This window comes from Micromonospora sp. NBS 11-29 (assembly GCF_002140155.1).
Lineage (GTDB): Bacteria > Actinomycetota > Actinomycetes > Mycobacteriales > Micromonosporaceae > Micromonospora.
In genome coordinates, this window is record NZ_NAPR01000007.1 from 509,112 (window position 1) to 526,076 (window position 16,965).

At 73.7% G+C, this 16,965-nt stretch carries 13 protein-coding genes and 2 pseudogenes; 12 read left to right on the forward strand and 3 right to left on the reverse strand.

Annotated features, from left to right (window positions below; translation table 11 throughout):
• Nucleotides 1-679: pseudogene (locus B1205_RS31355) on the forward strand (ACT domain-containing protein); the annotation flags it as partial.
• 58 nt (nucleotides 680-737) lie between these two features.
• Here B1205_RS31355 and B1205_RS12565 read toward each other — a convergent pair.
• On the reverse strand, nucleotides 738-1,571 hold the full coding sequence (locus B1205_RS12565) for a peptidylprolyl isomerase (protein ID WP_089155871.1): 834 nt from the start codon (nucleotides 1,569-1,571) through the stop codon (nucleotides 738-740).
• 80 nt (nucleotides 1,572-1,651) lie between these two features.
• Nucleotides 1,652-2,509, reverse strand: coding sequence for a peptidylprolyl isomerase (locus B1205_RS12570; protein ID WP_089155753.1), 858 nt, complete (start codon nucleotides 2,507-2,509; stop codon nucleotides 1,652-1,654).
• 257 nt (nucleotides 2,510-2,766) lie between these two features.
• Here B1205_RS12570 and B1205_RS12575 point away from each other — a divergent pair, with 257 nt between their 5' ends.
• From B1205_RS12575 to B1205_RS12615, 9 genes and pseudogenes are all read left to right on the forward strand, one after another.
• Nucleotides 2,767-3,486 carry an MBL fold metallo-hydrolase gene (locus B1205_RS12575; protein WP_089155754.1) on the forward strand — a complete coding sequence of 240 codons (720 nt, stop codon included), beginning with the start codon at nucleotides 2,767-2,769 and terminating at the stop codon, nucleotides 3,484-3,486.
• 52 nt (nucleotides 3,487-3,538) lie between these two features.
• Nucleotides 3,539-4,873, forward strand: coding sequence for a histidine--tRNA ligase (gene hisS, locus B1205_RS12580; protein ID WP_089155755.1), 1,335 nt, complete (start codon nucleotides 3,539-3,541; stop codon nucleotides 4,871-4,873).
• 51 nt (nucleotides 4,874-4,924) lie between these two features.
• Nucleotides 4,925-5,863: an acyl-ACP desaturase gene (locus B1205_RS12585; RefSeq protein WP_089155756.1), complete on the forward strand. Its 939-nt coding sequence runs from the start codon at nucleotides 4,925-4,927 to the stop codon at nucleotides 5,861-5,863.
• A gap of 191 nt (nucleotides 5,864-6,054) precedes the next feature.
• Entirely contained in the window at nucleotides 6,055-7,104 is a 1,050-nt protein-coding gene (locus B1205_RS12590) for a S1 family peptidase (protein ID WP_089155757.1), read from the forward strand.
• Between the two features lie 1,123 nt (nucleotides 7,105-8,227).
• A complete protein-coding gene (locus tag B1205_RS12600; protein WP_140158024.1) occupies nucleotides 8,228-8,911 on the forward strand; it encodes a hypothetical protein in 684 nt (227 codons plus the stop codon).
• Between the two features lie 83 nt (nucleotides 8,912-8,994).
• A pseudogene (gene aspS, locus B1205_RS12605) lies at nucleotides 8,995-10,681 on the forward strand (aspartate--tRNA ligase).
• 106 nt (nucleotides 10,682-10,787) lie between these two features.
• Nucleotides 10,788-10,922, forward strand: coding sequence for a hypothetical protein (locus B1205_RS29050; RefSeq protein WP_254909884.1), 135 nt, complete (start codon nucleotides 10,788-10,790; stop codon nucleotides 10,920-10,922).
• 67 nt (nucleotides 10,923-10,989) lie between these two features.
• A complete protein-coding gene (locus B1205_RS12610; protein ID WP_089155760.1) occupies nucleotides 10,990-11,601 on the forward strand; it encodes an ArsR/SmtB family transcription factor in 612 nt (203 codons plus the stop codon).
• Nucleotides 11,598-12,977 (forward strand): MFS transporter, encoded by a 1,380-nt coding sequence (locus B1205_RS12615; protein WP_089155761.1) that lies wholly within the window; start codon nucleotides 11,598-11,600, stop codon nucleotides 12,975-12,977. Before B1205_RS12610 ends, B1205_RS12615 begins: the two co-directional genes overlap by 4 nt.
• 280 nt (nucleotides 12,978-13,257) lie before the next feature.
• On the opposite strand, the gene B1205_RS12620 is transcribed toward B1205_RS12615, so the two are convergent.
• Nucleotides 13,258-13,998: a GNAT family N-acetyltransferase gene (locus B1205_RS12620; RefSeq protein WP_089155762.1), complete on the reverse strand. Its 741-nt coding sequence runs from the start codon at nucleotides 13,996-13,998 to the stop codon at nucleotides 13,258-13,260.
• A 146-nt stretch (nucleotides 13,999-14,144) separates the two neighbouring features.
• On the opposite strand from B1205_RS12620, the gene B1205_RS12625 reads away from it, so the two are divergent.
• Nucleotides 14,145-14,357: a hypothetical protein gene (locus B1205_RS12625; RefSeq protein ID WP_089155763.1), complete on the forward strand. Its 213-nt coding sequence runs from the start codon at nucleotides 14,145-14,147 to the stop codon at nucleotides 14,355-14,357.
• Nucleotides 14,358-14,431: 74 nt separating this feature from the next.
• Nucleotides 14,432-15,931 (forward strand): replication-associated recombination protein A, encoded by a 1,500-nt coding sequence (locus B1205_RS12630; protein WP_089155764.1) that lies wholly within the window; start codon nucleotides 14,432-14,434, stop codon nucleotides 15,929-15,931.
• Nucleotides 15,932-16,965 lie beyond the last annotated feature (1,034 nt).

Genomic DNA, 16,965 nt, shown 5'->3' on the forward strand with positions numbered 1-16,965 from the left:
AGCAGGGCATGCCCCTGCAGCGGATGCTCACCTCCGACAATCTGATGGCGATCGCCCGGGACCTGCACCTCGCGGACGTGGCCTCGCTCTACGCGGNAGCCAGGTCTCCGCGCAGTCGGTGGTGCAGAAACTGATGGCCTCCTACGGTGGCGAGGAGGGCGCGGCGGAGGACATCGCCGAGACCGCCGTGGCCACCCGGCCGCCGCGCAGCCGGCAGAGCAGCGCCGACCCGGGCGTGGTGGTCCGCGGCGTCAGCGACGTCTGGATCAAGCTGGCCCGCTGCTGCACGCCGGTGCCACCGGACTCGGTCTTCGGTTTCGTCACCCGTTCCGGCGGGGTCAGCGTGCACCGCGACGACTGCGCCAACGCCGAGGACCTGCGCGCCCAGGCCGAGCGGGTGGTCGAGGTCAGCTGGAAGCTGACGTCGGCCTCCACGTTCCTGGTCGCCATCCAGGTGGAGGCGCTCGACCGGCACAAGCTGCTCGCCGACGTCACCCGGGTGCTGTCGGAGGAGCGGGTGAACATCCTCTCCGCGACCGTGACCACCACCCGCGACCGGGTGGCGGTCAGCCGGTTCAGCTTCGAGATGGCTGACCCGAAGCACCTCGGGCACCTGCTGGCCACGGTGCGCAAGGTCGACGGCGTGTTCGACGCGTACCGGGTCACCTCGGGGGCCTGAGCCTCGACGCACGGAAAACGCCCGCCGGCTCGGCCGGCGGGCGTTTCGCGTGACTCGGTCAGCCCTGGATGTCGCTCATGACCACCTTGGTGATCACGATCTCCTTCTTCGGGTGACCGCCGCCGGCCTGCTGGGCGAACGCGCCGTCGTCGCCGGCCGCGGCGACCTGCTTCACCAGGTCCATGCCGCCGGTGATGGTGCCGAGCACGGTGTAGTCCGGGTCGAGCTGGGAGTCGCCGTACACGATGAAGAACTGGCTGCCGGTGCTGCCCGGTTGCTGGGACTTGGCCATCGCGATGACCCCCTCCGGGTACGGAGGCCGCTTGTTCGTCGGAAGGTTCTCCTCGGCCATGTTGTAGCTCGGCCCGCCGGTGCCGTCGGTGTCGCGCCAGCCCTTGCCGGTGGCGCTCGGGTCACCGCACTGGAGTACCTGTAGGCCCTGGGTGACCAGCCGGTGGCACTTGGTGTTGTCGTAGAAACCCTTGCTGGCCAGGTGGGTGAAGCTGCCGGCGGTGCAGGGCACGGCGCTCCGGTCGAGCTTGGCGGTGATCGGGCCCAGGTTGGTGTCGATCGTCATCGTCTGGGTGCCCTTGGCGACCTGCTGCGTCGGCGGCAGCCCGACGTCCTTGATCTGCGGCGGCCGGCCCTCCTTCGGCACCTCGTTGTAGGCGCACTGGGCGACGCCGGCGGCGGTGCCGCCCGACTTCTCGTCGTCGTCGCCGAGCGAGGTGACGAGCCAGACGGTGCCGGCCACGACGAGCACCAGCACGGCCGCGGCGCCGACGATCGCCTGCGTCTGCCGGCGCTTGCGGGCCCTGCCGGCCCGCTCGGCCATCTCCCGCTCGAGCTTGGCCCGCGCCGCCGCGCGCTGGCGGTCTCTCGTGGACGTCACGGTCACTCCTCACCTGCTGCGTATCGGGGGACGGCGCCGCGCGCCGCCGAGTCGAAAAATGGATCGGCGCCGACGGTGGATCAGCCGGCGCTGGGGCTGCTCGCCGGTGCGCTCGTCGCGGCCGGCGTGGTGTTCGGCTCGCCGACGGTGAGGCTCTGGATCACCACGTCCGTCTTCGGCTTGACCTTGGACCCACTGCCATTGTCCACGGTCGGGAGGGCGCCGATCTTCTCCACCACGTCCAGCCCGCCGGTGACCTTGCCGACCACGCTGTAGGCCGGCTTGGCCGGGTTGAAGTCCTTGAAGAAGATCAGGAACTGGCTGCCGTTGCTGCCCGGCGGGTTGCTGATCAGGGCGACCGTGCCCTTCGGGTACGCCGGCGGCTGCCCCGGCGCCGGCGAGGCCGTCGGGCCGTCGGGAACGTCCTCGTCCGCGAACGAGTAGGTCGGGCCGCCGATGCCGGTGCCGCTCGGGTCGCCGCAGCGCAGCGCGCCCTCGGTGGTGATCTCGTGGCACTTGGTGTCGTTGTAGAACGAGCGGCTCGCCAGGTGGGCGAGGCTCGCCGCACCGCACGGGGAGGCGGCCAGGTCCAGTTCGACGGTGACCGGGCCACCCTGGTTGGTGGTGACCGTCATCGGCCGGACGCCCGAGGTGGGCAGGTCCTTGGTGGCCGGGGTGCCGACGTCCTTCAGGTTGGTGTTGCCGGTGCCGTCCTGCGGCGTCCACAGGCAGACGTCCTCGGCGGCCTGCTTCTCCGGCTCCGAGTCGAACGCGCCGAGCGCCCAGGCCGAGCCGGCCACGATCAGCGCGAGCACCACCGCGGCGCCGACGCCGGCCTGGATCTGCCGGCGGCGCTTCGCGGCCGCGGCCCGCCGGGCGAGCTGCCGGTCGAGCTTGGCCCGCGCCAGTTTGCGCTGCCGGTCCCTGCTGGAAGCCACCCGTGCTCCCCTTCCTCTGCCTGATCACCGCCGGCGGCACCGGCGACGCCCGCCGTCGGGTCGGGGGTGCGCCACGCCACACGCCCGCCAGAGTGTACGGGTACCGACTGTGAATGTGGTGTAGGAGGTCGGGCCTTGCCTTATCGGAAGTTGTCACTGGGGCTGCCGGGGCGCGGGGTGTGGTGGCGGACGAAACCCGCTCGCCGGTGGGACTAGGCTGCTGAACGAGGATGACGACTGACGGAGAGGGGACGGACGTGCTGGTGGCCGGCTTTCCCGCGGACGCCTTCGGCACCAACTGCTACGTGGTGGCGACCGGGCCGGGGGAGCAGTGCGTGGTCGTCGACCCCGGCATCGGGGTGATCGACCGCCTCGACGCCGTCCTCGCGGAGCATCGCCTGCACCCGGCCGCCGTGCTGCTCACCCACGGCCACCTCGACCACACCTTCTCGGTCGCGCCGGTCTGTGGCGCGCGGGGCATCACCGCGTACGTCCACCCGGAGGACCGCGAGTTGCTGGCCGACCCGACCAAGGCGCTCTCCATGGACCTGACCGCGCTCTTCGGTGGGCGGCTGCCGTACGCCGAGCCGGACGACGTGGCCGAGCTGACCGACGGCGCGACCCTGTCGCTGGCCGGGCTGGAGATCACCGTCGACCACGCGCCGGGCCATACCGGCGGGTCGGTGCTCTTCCGGCTGCCCGGCGCCGGCTCGCCCTGGGAGGCGGAGCAGATCTGCCTCTCCGGTGACGTGCTCTTCGCCGGCTCGATCGGCCGCACCGACCTGCCGGGCGGCAGCATGCCCCGCATGCTGGCCAGCCTCCGGGAGAAGGTCCTCCCGCTGGCCGACGACACCGTCGTCCTGCCCGGCCACGGCCCCGCGACCACCGTCGGCCGCGAGCGCGCGACCAACCCGTACCTCGTCGAGGTGGCGGGTCCCGGCGACGCGCGCCCGGCCGCGCCCACCCGCGGCCTCTAGCCGCCCTCGTCAGCCCCCCGCGCGGTCCGCGCCGGGTGTCAAGGAGTACGCCATGAGCAAGCCCACGCCCATCTCCGGCTTCCCGGAGTGGACGCCCGCCCAGCGGATGATCGAGCAGTTCGTGCTCGATCGCATTCGCGCCACGTTCGAGCTGTACGGCTTCGCCCCGCTGGAGACCCGCTCGGTGGAGCCGCTGGACCAACTGCTGCGCAAGGGGGAGACCTCGAAGGAGGTCTACCTGCTGCGCCGGTTGCAGGCCGACGCCGACGGCCCGGCCGGTGACGACGCGCTCGGCCTGCACTTCGACCTGACCGTGCCGTTCGCCCGGTACGTGCTGGAGAACGCGGGCAAGCTGTCCTTCCCGTTCCGCCGCTACCAGATCCAGAAGGTGTGGCGGGGCGAGCGTCCGCAGGAGGGCCGCTACCGGGAGTTCCTCCAGGCCGACATCGACATCGTCGACCGGGACACGCTGCCGGCGCACTACGAGGCCGAGATGCCGCTGGTGATCGGCGACGCGCTGCGCGCACTGCCCATCCCGCCGGTGCGCATCCAGGTCAACAACCGCAAGATCTGCGAGGGTTTCTACCGGGGCGTCGGGCTGACCGACCCGGAGGCGGCGTTGCGGGCGGTGGACAAGCTCGACAAGATCGGGCCGGCGAAGGTGGCCGAGTTGCTGGCGGAGACCGCCGGTGCCAGCGAGGCGCAGGCCAAGGCGTGCCTGGCGCTGGCCGAGATCTCGGCGCCCGACGCCTCGTTCGCCGACGCGGTGCGCGCGCTCGGGGTGAGTGATCCGCTGCTCGACGAGGGCATCGGGGAGTTGACCGCCGTGGTGGAGACCGCCGCCGCGCACGCGCCCGGCCTCTGCGTCGCGGATCTGCGCATCGCCCGCGGTCTGGACTACTACACCGGCACGGTCTACGAGACGCAGATGGTCGGCTACGAGCGGTTCGGCTCGATCTGCTCCGGCGGCCGCTACGACAACCTGGCCAGCTCCGGGAACGTCAGCTTCCCGGGGGTGGGCATCTCGATCGGCGTGACCCGGCTGCTCGGCCTGCTCTTCGGCGCCGGCGCGCTGTCGGTGTCCCGCTCGGTGCCGACCTGCGTGCTGGTCGCGGTCGCCGCCGAGGACGACCGGCCGGCCAGCGACGCGGTCGCGGCGGCGCTGCGCGGCCGGGGCATCCCGACCGAGGTGTCCCCGTCCGCGGCGAAGTTCGGCAAGCAGATCCGGTACGCGGAGCGGCGCGGCATCCCGTACGTCTGGTTCCCCGGCGTGGACGGCGACGAGGTGAAGGACATCCGGTCCGGGGAGCAGGTGGTCGCGGCGGCGGGGGAGTGGAGCCCGCCCCGGGCGGACCTGACGCCGCTGGTCGCCGGTACTGGCGTCTGACGACGATTCGACCTACGGTGGCGTAAGTTACGCCACCGTAGGGAGAACGTCGTGTCCGTGCTCAGCCAGACCGCTCTGCTCACCGAACTCGAACCGGTCGTGGAGAAGAACCTCGACCGGCACCTGTCGCTGGCCAAGGAGTGGTTTCCCCACGAGTACGTGCCGTGGAGCGACGGACGCACCTTCGACGGGCCGCTCGGCGGTGAGCCCTGGTCGGCGACCGACTCGACGATCCCCGAGGTGGCCCGCACCGCGCTGATCGTCAACCTCCTCACCGAGGACAACCTGCCCTCCTACCACCACGAGATCGCCTCGCTGTTCGGGCGCGACGGCGCCTGGGGCACCTGGGTGCACCGGTGGACCGCCGAGGAGGGGCGGCACGGCACCGCGATCCGGGACTACCTCACGGTGAGCCGGGCGGTCGACCCGGTGGCGCTGGAGCGGGCCCGGATGGTGCACATGTCCGCCGGTTACCGCAACGCGCACGACGATGAGGTGCTGCACTCGTTGGCGTACGTGTCGTTCCAGGAGCTGGCCACCCGCATCTCGCACCGCAACACCGGCCGGGCCGCCGGCGACCCGGTCTGCGAGGCGCTGCTGGCCCGGGTGGCGGCGGACGAGAACCTGCACATGGTCTTCTATCGCAACCTGCTCGCCGCCGCCTTCGAGCTGGCGCCGAGCCAGGCGATGCGCGCGGTCGCCGACGTGCTGGCCGACTTCCAGATGCCCGGAGCGGGCATCGACGGCTTCGCCCGCAAGTCGGTGGCGATCGCCCTGGCCGGCATCTACGACCTGCGCCAGCACCGCGACGAGGTGGTGGTGCCGGTGCTGCGCCAGTGGAACCTGTTCGAGGTGACCGGCCTGGACGCCGACGGCGAGGCCGCGCGTGAGCAGGTGGCCGCGCAGCTCGACACCCTGGAGACCCAGGCGGCGCGGTTCGAGGAGCGTCGGGCCGCCCGCGCCTCCCGCCTGGCCGCTGGACGGGTCTGACACGCGGTGACGAAGTCGTTGCTTCGGCGTTACATCCGGTGACGGTGCGAATCCGGGCAAAGCCATGTCTTGTTTAGGATCTTAAATATGTGAATACTTTGGTCAGCCCGGACGGTTTCCCCAGGTCGTCCGGGTTGTCCTCGGGCGCATCCCCATGACAGCGCCCGTCACCCCCATCCGGAGGTTGTTACATGCGACCCACGAGGTCCACGCTCCGTCGCGCCGCCGCCGTCGCCGTGGCCGGCACCCTGGTCACCGGTTCCCTGCTCGGCGCACCCGCCCAGGCCGCCCCCGCCACGCCCGCCTCGCCCGACGCCGCCGCCGCCCTCGTCGCCACGCTCGGCGACCGCGCCGCCGGCACGTACGCCGACGCCAGCGGCACCATGGTCGTCACGGTGACCGACACCGCGGCCGCCCGCCAGGTGCGCGCCGCCGGCGCCGTCGCGAAGCTGGTCACCCGCGGCGCCAACCAGCTCAAGGCCGCCACGAACGAGCTGGAGCGCTCCGCCAAGATCCCGGGTACGGCCTGGTGGACCGACCCGGCCACGAACCAGGTCGTCGTCTCCGTCGACAGCACCGTCACCGGCGCCAAGCTGGAGCGCGTCAAGGCCGCCGCCGCCCGCACCGGCGGCGCGGTCCGGATCGAGGCCGAGGCCGGCACGCTGACCACCCGGATCTCCGGTGGCCAGGCCATCTACACCGGCGGTGGTCGCTGCTCGCTCGGCTTCAACGTACGCAGCGGCTCGACCTACTACTTCCTCACCGCCGGGCACTGCACCAACATCGGCTCGACCTGGTACTCGAACTCCGGCCAGACCTCCGTGCTCGGCACCCGGACCGGCACCAGCTTCCCGGGCAACGACTACGGCATCGTCCGGCACAGCAACTCGGCCAACGCGGCCGGCAACGTCTCCCTCTACAACGGCACCACCCAGGACATCACCTCGGCCGGTAACGCCTACGTCGGCCAATCGGTCCGTCGCTCCGGCAGCACCACCGGCGTGAAGGGCGGCAGCGTCACCGCGCTCAACGCGACCGTCAACTACGCCGAGGGCAGCGTCTCCGGCCTGATCCGCACCACCGTCTGCGCCGAGCCCGGCGACAGCGGCGGCTCGCTGTTCGCCGGCACCACCGCGCTCGGCCTCACCTCCGGCGGCAGCGGCAACTGCTCCTCCGGCGGCACCACCTACTTCCAGCCGGTCACCGAGCCGCTCAGCGTCTACGGCGTGAGCGTCTTCTGATCCACGATCCGCGAGCGGGCCGCCGGGCGACCGGCNGCGTGATTCGGGTGTCGGCCAGGATCACGACCGAATCGGGGAACTGGCACTCCACGGACAGGATCACACCGTCGGCGTCGGCCACGTCGGCGGCGAGCTTCCCCGGCGCGCCCTCCCGGGCGTCCACGAGCGCACGCCGGAGCCGGTCCACGCCGCTGCCGTCGGAGCGGCGGACGGCCGCGTACGCGGTGACCCGGACCGGGGCCTGCGGGTCACCCGGGGAGTGCGCCCGGACGGTGAGGGTCAGGTCCAGGTAGCGACGCCGGAGGTCGTAGGTCACCTCACGCTGCTTGTCCCCGGACACGTTCTCCGGGCACCGGACGGCGACCGCCCGGTCCAGGCCGGCCGTGCCCTTGAGCGCCCGGGGCAGGGCGACGATGTTCCCGGCGCCCGCCTCCACCGGCAGGCTGTCCAGGTGCACTCCGGCGGGCCCGGACGTCGGGGAGGCGGCCGTGGCGGGACCGGTGGTCGGGTCGGCGGCTCCGTCCGGGCTCGGCGCGCCGGTCACCCCGGCCGGGGTGCGCCCGGCGTCGGGGTCGTCGCGTTCCCAGCCGAAGTAGTCACGCAGCAGCGCGACGCCAGCGAAGAGGACGCCGATGATCGTGGCGACCGTGGTCACCCACAGCACCCACCTCGGCCCGTCACCGTCCCGGCCTCGGCCGGCTCCGACAGGCTGCTCCTTGTCGACGGTCGCCACGCCTCTCCCCGGTTGTGTGTGGCCGACGCGATTGCGTCCGTGTTTCTATCATCGCCACGGTCCACAAGCGACTTCGTTCGCCCGTGTTGTCCGCTTGGCGACAGCGCGTTCGGGCCGATCCTGCGATAACCGCAGTTCGTCAACCGTCGACTGTCAGGAGACACCGCCATGAGCGAGCCCCGTGGGCCGAACGACCCCCGGCCGACCTTCCCGGGCGCGAACCCGCCCCCCGCCGGTGGCGGGACCCCGTCCGCCCCCGGTGCTCCCGGGTCGTCCGGCAGCCCTGGCCCGTCCGGCGTTCCAGGTCCGCCCGGTGGCCCCGGCCCGTCCGGCGTGCCTGGCGCCGGCCGGCCCGGCCGGGCACCGCGCTCGGGCGGTCGCGGCCTCGTCGTGCTCGCGCTGGGCGTCGCCGGACTCGCGCTGCTGCTCGCCCTCGGTTCGGCGATCTTCGCGTGGCGGGCCATCGACCAGGCGAAGGACGCGAAGGACATCGCGCTGCGGTCGGAGCCGGCGGCGGGCCCGACGGCGGGCAGCGAGCCGGGCGGTGGCACCCAACCGCCCGCCAGCAGCGCACCCACCGAGACGGGCGGCACCACCCCCGACGACACGCCCCGCTCTCCCGGCGAGGCGCCCGCGCTCAACGAGCGGACGGTCTACCGGCCCAGCTATCAGAAGGAGCCGCTGGTCCTCCAGGCGGCGTGCAGCTACTCGATGTACGCGGACCTGGACGAGCCGCGGACCAGGAACGACTCCACCGGGGCGGACATCCGGTACACCCGGGGCTGCGGCAACGAACCCTCGACGCTCCGGCTGGAGGAAGGGGTGGACGGCACCGACGCGGCCGCCGCCGGCATGACCCCGCAGGAGTGCGCCAACAAGATCCGCACCGCGTTGATCGGCGAGGACCAGCGGATCCCGGTGCGCAAGGGCACGACGATCTGCGTCACCACCGACTACGCCTACGCGAAGGCGCACGGGGATCCGTGGCGGATGGCGCTGATCGAGGTGGTCGGCGTGGGCAACGACGGCTCGACCACGCTCCAGGTGACCGGCTGGGAGATCCCGGACGCCTGAGCCGGATCGGCCGGGTGGCGCTGGGGGCGCTCCGCAGGGCTGACAGAATACGGGGACAGCCCGACGATGAGGAGACGCAAGCCGTGATCCGTACCCACAATGCCGGAAGCCTGCGCGCCGCGGACGCCGGCTCGACGGTGACGCTCGCCGGGTGGGTGGCCCGCCGGCGCGACCACGGCGGTGTCATCTTCGTCGACCTGCGCGACGCCTCCGGCGTCGTGCAGGTGGTGTTCCGCGAGGAGGACGCGCACGCGCTGCGCAACGAGTTCTGCGTGAAGGTCACCGGCGAGGTGACCCGGCGGCCGGCGGGCAACGAGAACCCGGAGCTGCCGACCGGCGAGGTCGAGGTGACCGCCGCCGCGCTGGAGGTGCTCTCCGAGGCCGCGCCGCTGCCGCTGCCCGTGGACGACCAGGTCGAGGCCGGCGACGACATCCGGCTCAAGTACCGCTACCTGGACCTGCGCCGGGGCGGCCCGGCGAGGGCGATGCGGCTGCGCTCGCGGGCCAACCAGCTCGCCCGCACGGTGCTGCACGAGCGGGACTTCCTGGAGATCGAGACGCCGACGCTGACCCGTTCCACCCCGGAGGGCGCCCGGGACTTCCTGGTCCCGGNCAGCTCCTCATGGTCGGCGGCATGGAGCGGTACTACCAGATCGCCCGCTGCTACCGCGACGAGGACTTCCGCGCCGACCGGCAGCCGGAGTTCACCCAGCTCGACATCGAGATGTCGTTCGTCACCGAGGACGACGTGATCGACCTCGGCGAGGCCATCGTCGCGTTGCTCTGGAAGGACCTGGCCGGGCACGAGATCAGCCGGCCGATCCCGCGCATCACCTGGCACGACGCCATGGCCCGCTACGGTTCCGACAAGCCGGACCTGCGCTACGGCGTCGAGCTGACCGAGCTGACCGACTACCTGCGTGGCACCGAGTTCCGGGTGTTCGCCGGCGCGATCGACGCGGGCGGGTACGTCGGCGCGGTGGTGATGCCGGGCGGCGCGAGCCAGACCCGTAAGGAGCTGGACGGCTGGCAGGACTGGGCCAAGGCGCGCGGCGCGCGCGGCCTGGCGTACGTGGTGCTCGACGCGGAGACCGGCGAGGCGCGCGGCCCGGTGGCGAAGAACCTGTCCGAGGCACACCTGGCCGGGCTGGCCGACGCGGTCGGCGCGAAGCCCGGTGACGCGGTGTTCTTCGCCGCCGGCACGAACACCCGGGAGGCGCAGGAACTGCTCGGCGCGGCCCGGATCGAGATCGCCAAGCGGGCCGGCCTGGTTGACGAGAGCGCCTGGGCGTTCTGCTGGGTGGTCGACGCGCCGATGTTCGAGCGGACTGACGACGGCGGATGGACCGCCGTGCACCACCCGTTCACCTCGCCGAACGCGGAGTGGGTCGACCGCTTCGAGGAGGCGCCGGACCGGGCGTTGGCGTACGCGTACGACATCGTCTGCAACGGCAACGAGATCGGCGGCGGCTCGATCCGTATCCACCGGGGCGACGTGCAGCAGCGGGNCTGGAGGCGTTCAAGTACGGCGCCCCGCCGCACGGCGGCATCGCGTTCGGCTGGGACCGGGTCTGCATGCTGCTGGCCGGCGCGGACTCGATCCGCGAGGTGATCGCGTTCCCGAAGACCCGGGGCGGCTTCGACCCGCTGACCGGCGCGCCCACCCCGATCACCGCTCAGCAGCGCACCGAGGCCGGCATCGACGCCAAGCCGAAGGCCGCGCACGCCGGCACCGCCGGCCCCGCCGCCCCGGTCGCCGACCCCACCTGACCCCACCCCACCCGACGCGGCCCGAGCGGTCGATCATGAAGTTGGCGGGGTGGCGCCCGGCGTGTCGTTCCGCCAACCTCATGTTCGACGGAGGAAGGGGCGCGGCGTGAAACCTGCTCGTGGTGTCACCACCACGGCCGCCGCCGGGCTGCACCGCCCGATCGAGGTACGCCTCGACTCCGCCCGCGCCGCCGGCCTGCTCCGGATCCGCCTGCGCGGCGTCAGCGAACTGTTCGCCTGAACCCGCTTGCACACTTTCTTTGCACGAACCTTGTGCATAGAAAGTGTGCACAGATATTGTGCATCCCATGGAGAGTGAACAGCGCCGTCCCGAGCCACGCCGGGTCCGGCTGAGCCACCAGCAGGTGCGGGTGCTGGCACACCCCCTGCGGATGCGCCTGGTCGGCGCCCTGCGGGTCAACGGGCCGGCCACGGCCACCCGGCTCGCCGAGCTGCTCGGCACCAACAGCGGTGCGACCAGCTACCACCTGCGTCAGCTCGCCGAGGTGGGCATGGTCGTCGAGGAGCCGGACCTGGCCGCCGGCCGGCAGCGGTTCTGGCGGGCCGCGCACGACGTCACCCAGTGGGAGAGCAGCGACTACGACGACGACCCCGACGCCCGCGCCGCCATCGAGTGGATCGAGGCGGACTACCTCCGCTTCTTCGGTCACCACGCCGAACGGTGGGCCGCCCGACGTCACGAGTGGTCGCCGGCCTGGCGCGACGCGTTCGGCATGGGCGACTTCTTCCTGCGGATCCCGGCCGCCCGCCTCGACGCGATCAAGCAGGAGGTCTTCGCGGTCTTCGAGCGGCACCGCGACGAGGTCGACCCGGATGATCCGGACGCCGAGCTGGTGCAGCTCTACCTCGCCGCGTTCCCCCTCAGCCCGGTCCTGCCCACCACCGGGGAGAAGCCGTGAGCGCCCTGTCCGTACGCCAGGTCCGGTCCCGCTACCTGACCCTCTACGGCCTGCGCTGGCTGCCCAGCGGCCTGCTCATGACCGTGATGATCCTGCTGATGCAGGAGCGCGGGCTCTCGCTGTCCCAGATCGGCCTGGTGGCCACCGCGCAGGGCCTGGTGGTGCTGGCGCTGGAGCTGCCCACCGGCGGCTTCGCCGACGCGCTCGGCCGCAAGCCGGTGCTGCTGGTCGCCTGGGCGGTCGGCCTGGCCTCCCTGGCGCTGATGGCGGTGGCCGACTCGTTCTGGATGTTCTTCCTGGTCTGGGCGCTGCAAGGCGTCTACCGGGCGCTCGACAGCGGCCCGCTGGAGTCCTGGTACGTCGACGCCACCCTGGCCGCCGACCCGGACGCCGAGTACGAACGCGGCCTCGGCTGGGCCGGCACCGTCATCGGCGTCGCCATCGGCGCCGGTGCGCTGCTCGGCGGCGGCCTGGTCGCGCTCGGCCCGATCGGGCCGGTCAGCGCGCTGACCCTGCCGGTGGTGGTCGCCGCCGCGCTCCAGGCGGTGTCGATCGTGGCGCTGCTGCTGCTCATGACCGAGCAGCGACCCGCCTCGGGCGCCGTCGCGCTGCGCGCCTCGGTGGTGGAGGCGCCCCGGATGGTCGGCCAGGCGGTCGGCCTGCTACGCCGCAACCGGGTGCTGCTGGCCCTGGTCGCGGTCGAGCTGTTCTGGGGCTTCGGCATGGTCACGTTCGAGTCGCTGCTGCCGGTCCGGCTGTCCGAGGTGGTCGGTGACGCCGACCGCGCGGCGGCGCTGCTCGGCCCCGCCGGCTCGGCGGCCTGGCTGGCCAACGCGGCCGGTGCCGCGCTCACCCCGTTCCTGCTGCGCCGCCTCGGCGCCGCGCCGGCCGCCGCGCTGATGCGGATCCTCCAGGGGGTGACCGTGGTCGGCATGGGCCTGCTGGCCGGGCCGGTCGGCGTGCTGATCGCGTATCTGGCCTGCTACGCGGTGCACGGCGCGTCGAATCCGCTGCACATGGGACTGCTGCACCGGCAGGTCGACGGCCCGTACCGGACCAGCGTGCTCTCGCTGAACTCGATGATGGCCCAGCCGGCCGGGGCGCTCGGCGCGGTGGTGCTGACCGCGTTGGCCGACGCGACCAGCATCAGCGTCGCCATGCTGGTCGGCGCGGTGATGCTGGCCCTGGCCGCGCCGCTCTACCTGCCGGCCTGGCGCGCCGGCCGAGCCGCCGCGCGTCCCGCGCCGGTGACGTCCGGGGTCGCGGCGTCCGGGGTCGCGGCGTCCGGGATCGTGGCGTCCGGCGTGGCGTCCGGCGTGGCCGTACCGGCGCCGGCACCATCCGCTGGGGCTGGTGACGTGGGTCGGTCCACCTGATGCATGTGGACTGCCTCCGGGCGACGACGAGGTCGCGGGAAGCTACAAACTTGATGGCACGAACGACTCACTCGGATACCGGGGAAGCGGACGGGGTCCGAACCATCCGTGCCCTCAAGTTCGTAGCCAGCCCAGCGGCCCTTGTCGCGCCGGCACCTCGCCCCGATCACGGGGACGCTGCCCCGTCACCGACCGGTTCCACGCACCCCCGCCGACCGCCGAGCCGTCGAGCCCTCGGCGTGCGGGCCTCCGACCCGGGGACATGCGGACCTGCTCGGCGTCAGCCCAGGTAGACGGTGGTGCGCGGGGCGGTGCCGGTGAAGCCGAGCCGGCGGTAGAGCCGGAGCGCGCCGACGTTGACCGTGTAGACGCCGAGCGCCACGTGGTCGTACCGGGCGAACAGGGCCCGTGTCATGCCGACGGTCAGGGCCGCGCCCAGCCCTCGCCCGCGATGCTCGGGTGCCACGGTCAGACCGGCCAGGAAGCCGACGTCGCCCCGGCTGCGGTCGGCGCCGCAGGCGATGAGGCGGTCGCCGTCCCGGATGCCGTACCAGTCGACGATGCCGGGGTCGCCCGGCCGAGAGGTGGTGCTGGGGTAGGACTCCCCGACGAGCGCGGCCAGCGCCGGGTGGTCGGACTCGGTGAGCCGGACCACCCGCTCCTCTTCCGGCTGTCGCGTGGGCGGGGCGGTGGTCCAGAGGAAGTCCCACTCGCCCACCCGGATCACCGGCAGACGCGCGGCCACCTCGGCGGCCTCGATGCGGGGCAGGTTCACCGACTGGCCGGCCCGCAGCGTCCCGTCCGCCCACAGCGCAGCGAAGACATCGAGCGCCGGGCCGGGCGCGCCGACCGCGCCGCCGGCAGACCACTCGCCCGCCGGGAGCAGCCAACCGACCGTGTCCCCGCGCCGCCACCCCCGAGCGGCCTGGTCGCGTCGGAGCGCGTGTCGGGCGTACGGATGGTGGCCGGTCGCGGCGAGCAGCGCGTCCCGGCCGGTCAGCACCTGGTCGGCAGTGATCATGTCGCCAGCCTACGAGCCCGCCGATTCCGTCCACGCCGCGTGGTGCGGGGGTGGGCCGGGGTGCGGTTCCACGGTGGAGATTGACGAACAGACCGATCGGGTACATCCGTCGCCGACTCACTGGTAACCCCCACCGGAGGAACGACATGCTCGCCATTCTCGCGGCCGTCGCGTTCGGCCTTGCGCTGCTGACCGACCTGCTGGACACCCAGTTCGGCGCGCCGGAGCTGTTCAACAACTGGACCCTCAGCCTGATCGGTTTCCTGCTGCTCTCGCTCTACCTGGCCGGCGTCGGCTCCGGCCCGCGTGGCGGCGGGGGCGGACGCTGGTACCGGGGCCGGCGGCCGGGGCGCGGCTGACCGGAAACGACCACCCGGGGCGGGTCGACGGCGCGATTCCGGCGTCGTCGGCCCGGCCCGGTAGTGTTCTCGTGATGGAATCCGACGCCCTCTTCACCCTCGGCGAGCCCGCCGGAGCGCCCGGCGCACCCGTAGGCTCCGGTGGCGTCGACGACTTCACCGCCGCCCGCGCGGATTCGCCGCTGCCGGTCCGGATGCGCCCGGCCGGCATCGACGAGCTGGTGGGGCAGGATCACCTGCTCGCACCCGGCGCGCCGCTGCGCCAACTGGTCGAGGGCGCGGCGCCGATGTCGGTCATCCTGTGGGGGCCGCCCGGCAGCGGCAAGACCACCATCGCCCATCTGGTGGCGCGTACCACCGACCGGCGGTTCGTGGCGATGTCCGCGCTGACCGCCGGCGTGAAGGACGTCCGCGCCGTCATCGAGACCGCCCGCCGGCAACGCCGCTCCGGTGGTCCGCCGACCGTCCTCTTCATCGACGAGGTGCACCGGTTCAGCAAGACCCAGCAGGACTCACTGCTCGCCGCCGTCGAGGACCGGACGGTCACGCTGCTCGCGGCGACCACCGAGAACCCGTACTTCTCGGTCATCTCGCCGCTGCTGTCCCGCTGCGTGCTCCTCACGCTCCAGGCGCTCGACGACGACGCCGTGCGGGGGCTGCTCCGCCGGGCGATGACCGACGAGCGAGGGCTCGGCGGCACGCTGGTCCTGGCCGAGGACGCGGAGGACCACCTGGTCCGGCTGGCCGGCGGCGACGTCCGCAAGGCGCTCACCGCGCTGGAGGCGGCGGCCGCCACCGCGACGGCGCTGGGCGTCGGGCGGATCGACCTCGCCGTGGCCGAGCAGGCGGTCGACGTGGCGGCTGTGCGCTACGACCGCGACGGGGACGCGCACTACGACGTGACGAGCGCCTTCATCAAGAGCATGCGTGGTTCGGACGTGGACGCGGCACTGCACTGGCTGGCCCGGATGCTGGTCGCCGGTGAGGACGCCCGGTTCATCGCCCGCCGGATGGTCATCTTCGCCAGCGAGGACGTCGGCATGGCCGACCCCAGCGCGCTGACCGTGGCCACCGCGGCGGCGCACGCGGTGGAATACGTGGGCCTGCCCGAGGCGCAGCTCAACCTCGCCCAGGCGGTCATCCACCTGGCCACCGCCCCGAAGTCGAACTCGGCCACCACCGCCATCGGCGCCGCCGTCGCCGACGTACGCGCCGGTCGTGGCGGCCCCGTCCCCCGCGGCCTGCGCGACGCGCACTACGCCGGCGCGCGTGGCCTCGGGCATGGTTCCGGCTACCGCTACCCGCACGACGACCATCGCGGGGTGGTCACCCAGCAGTACGCTCCGGACGACCTCGTCGGCACCGACTACTACCGGCCCAGTGGGCACGGCGCGGAGCGTCCGGTGGCCACCCGGCTGCCGGTGCTGCGCCGGATCGTCCGTGGATTGCCCGCACCGGTGACGCGGGCGGATCCCGGCACGCCGGCGGCCGTGACCGGGGTCCGGGCGGGTGGCAGCGAGCAGGTCGGCGGGGCGAGCGAGGGCGGCGGCGACGCCACCGAGGGGGGTCAGTAGTAATGGCGCGTGGTCCGGAGCGGCCGGCGGACGGCCCCGACGAGCGGCGCGATCCGCGGGCCAAGGGCCGCCGGTGGGGGCGTGGCCGGGCCGAGGCCGCACCGGATCAGGCCGCCGTCGGCGAGGAGTTCGGCTGGATCGACGACCTGCGGACGGCCAAGCAGGAGCGCGGGGAACTGGGCCCGGAGGGGGAGTCCCCGGCGGGTCCGGCACCGCGACCCGGCACTGCTGCCGCGCCCGAGCCCGGTCGGCCACCGCGGCCGGTCCCGGGCGGGTCGGAGCCGGGTCGGCCACCTCGACCGGCCGTCGCGCCCCCGCCCGGCCCGGTCGGGCCCGGTCCGGGCCGGCCCGAGCGTCCCGCCGCGCCGCCCCCCACCGCCGACCGGCCGGCTCCGCAGCCCCCCACCTCCGGCCGGCCCGGTCCCCAGCCCTCGGTGCCCGGTCGGCCCGATCCCCAGCCTCCGGTGCCCGGTCGGCCCGGCCCTCTGCCCCCGGCGCCCGGTCGGCCGGGTGCCCAGCCTCCGGCGTCCGGTCGGCCGGGCCCGATGCCACCGGCACCCGCTCGGCCCCAACCGAACGGAGTCGGGGCAGTCGGCCGTACCGACCCGACGATGCCCCCGGTGACCGGTCGGCCCGGTTCGGCGGCGCCCCCGCCGAGCGGTCGTCCCGGTCCCGAGGCGCCCCCGGCTCCCGGCCGTTCCGGTGCACAGACGTCGCCGGGTGCGGGCCGTACCGGCATGGACAAGCCCTCGGGCGCCGGGCAGCCCGGTGCGGAGGCGTCGCCCGGCGGCAGCCCTCCCGGCCCGCGTCCTCCGGTCACGCGGCGTGGTCCCGACGGGCCCGCCCCCGGTCCTGCCGCCCCGCCGGTCCGCTCCGCTGCTGCCGACCCGGTCGCCCCACGGCGCCCCGTCGAGGGCCCCTGGCCCGGTGTCCCGGAGGCGCCCCGGCCGCCCGGCGCGCCGTACCGCCGGAGCGCGGAAGCTCCCGCCGGCCAGCAACCGCCCGCCGCCCGGCGGGCCGGCCCGGCCGGCCCC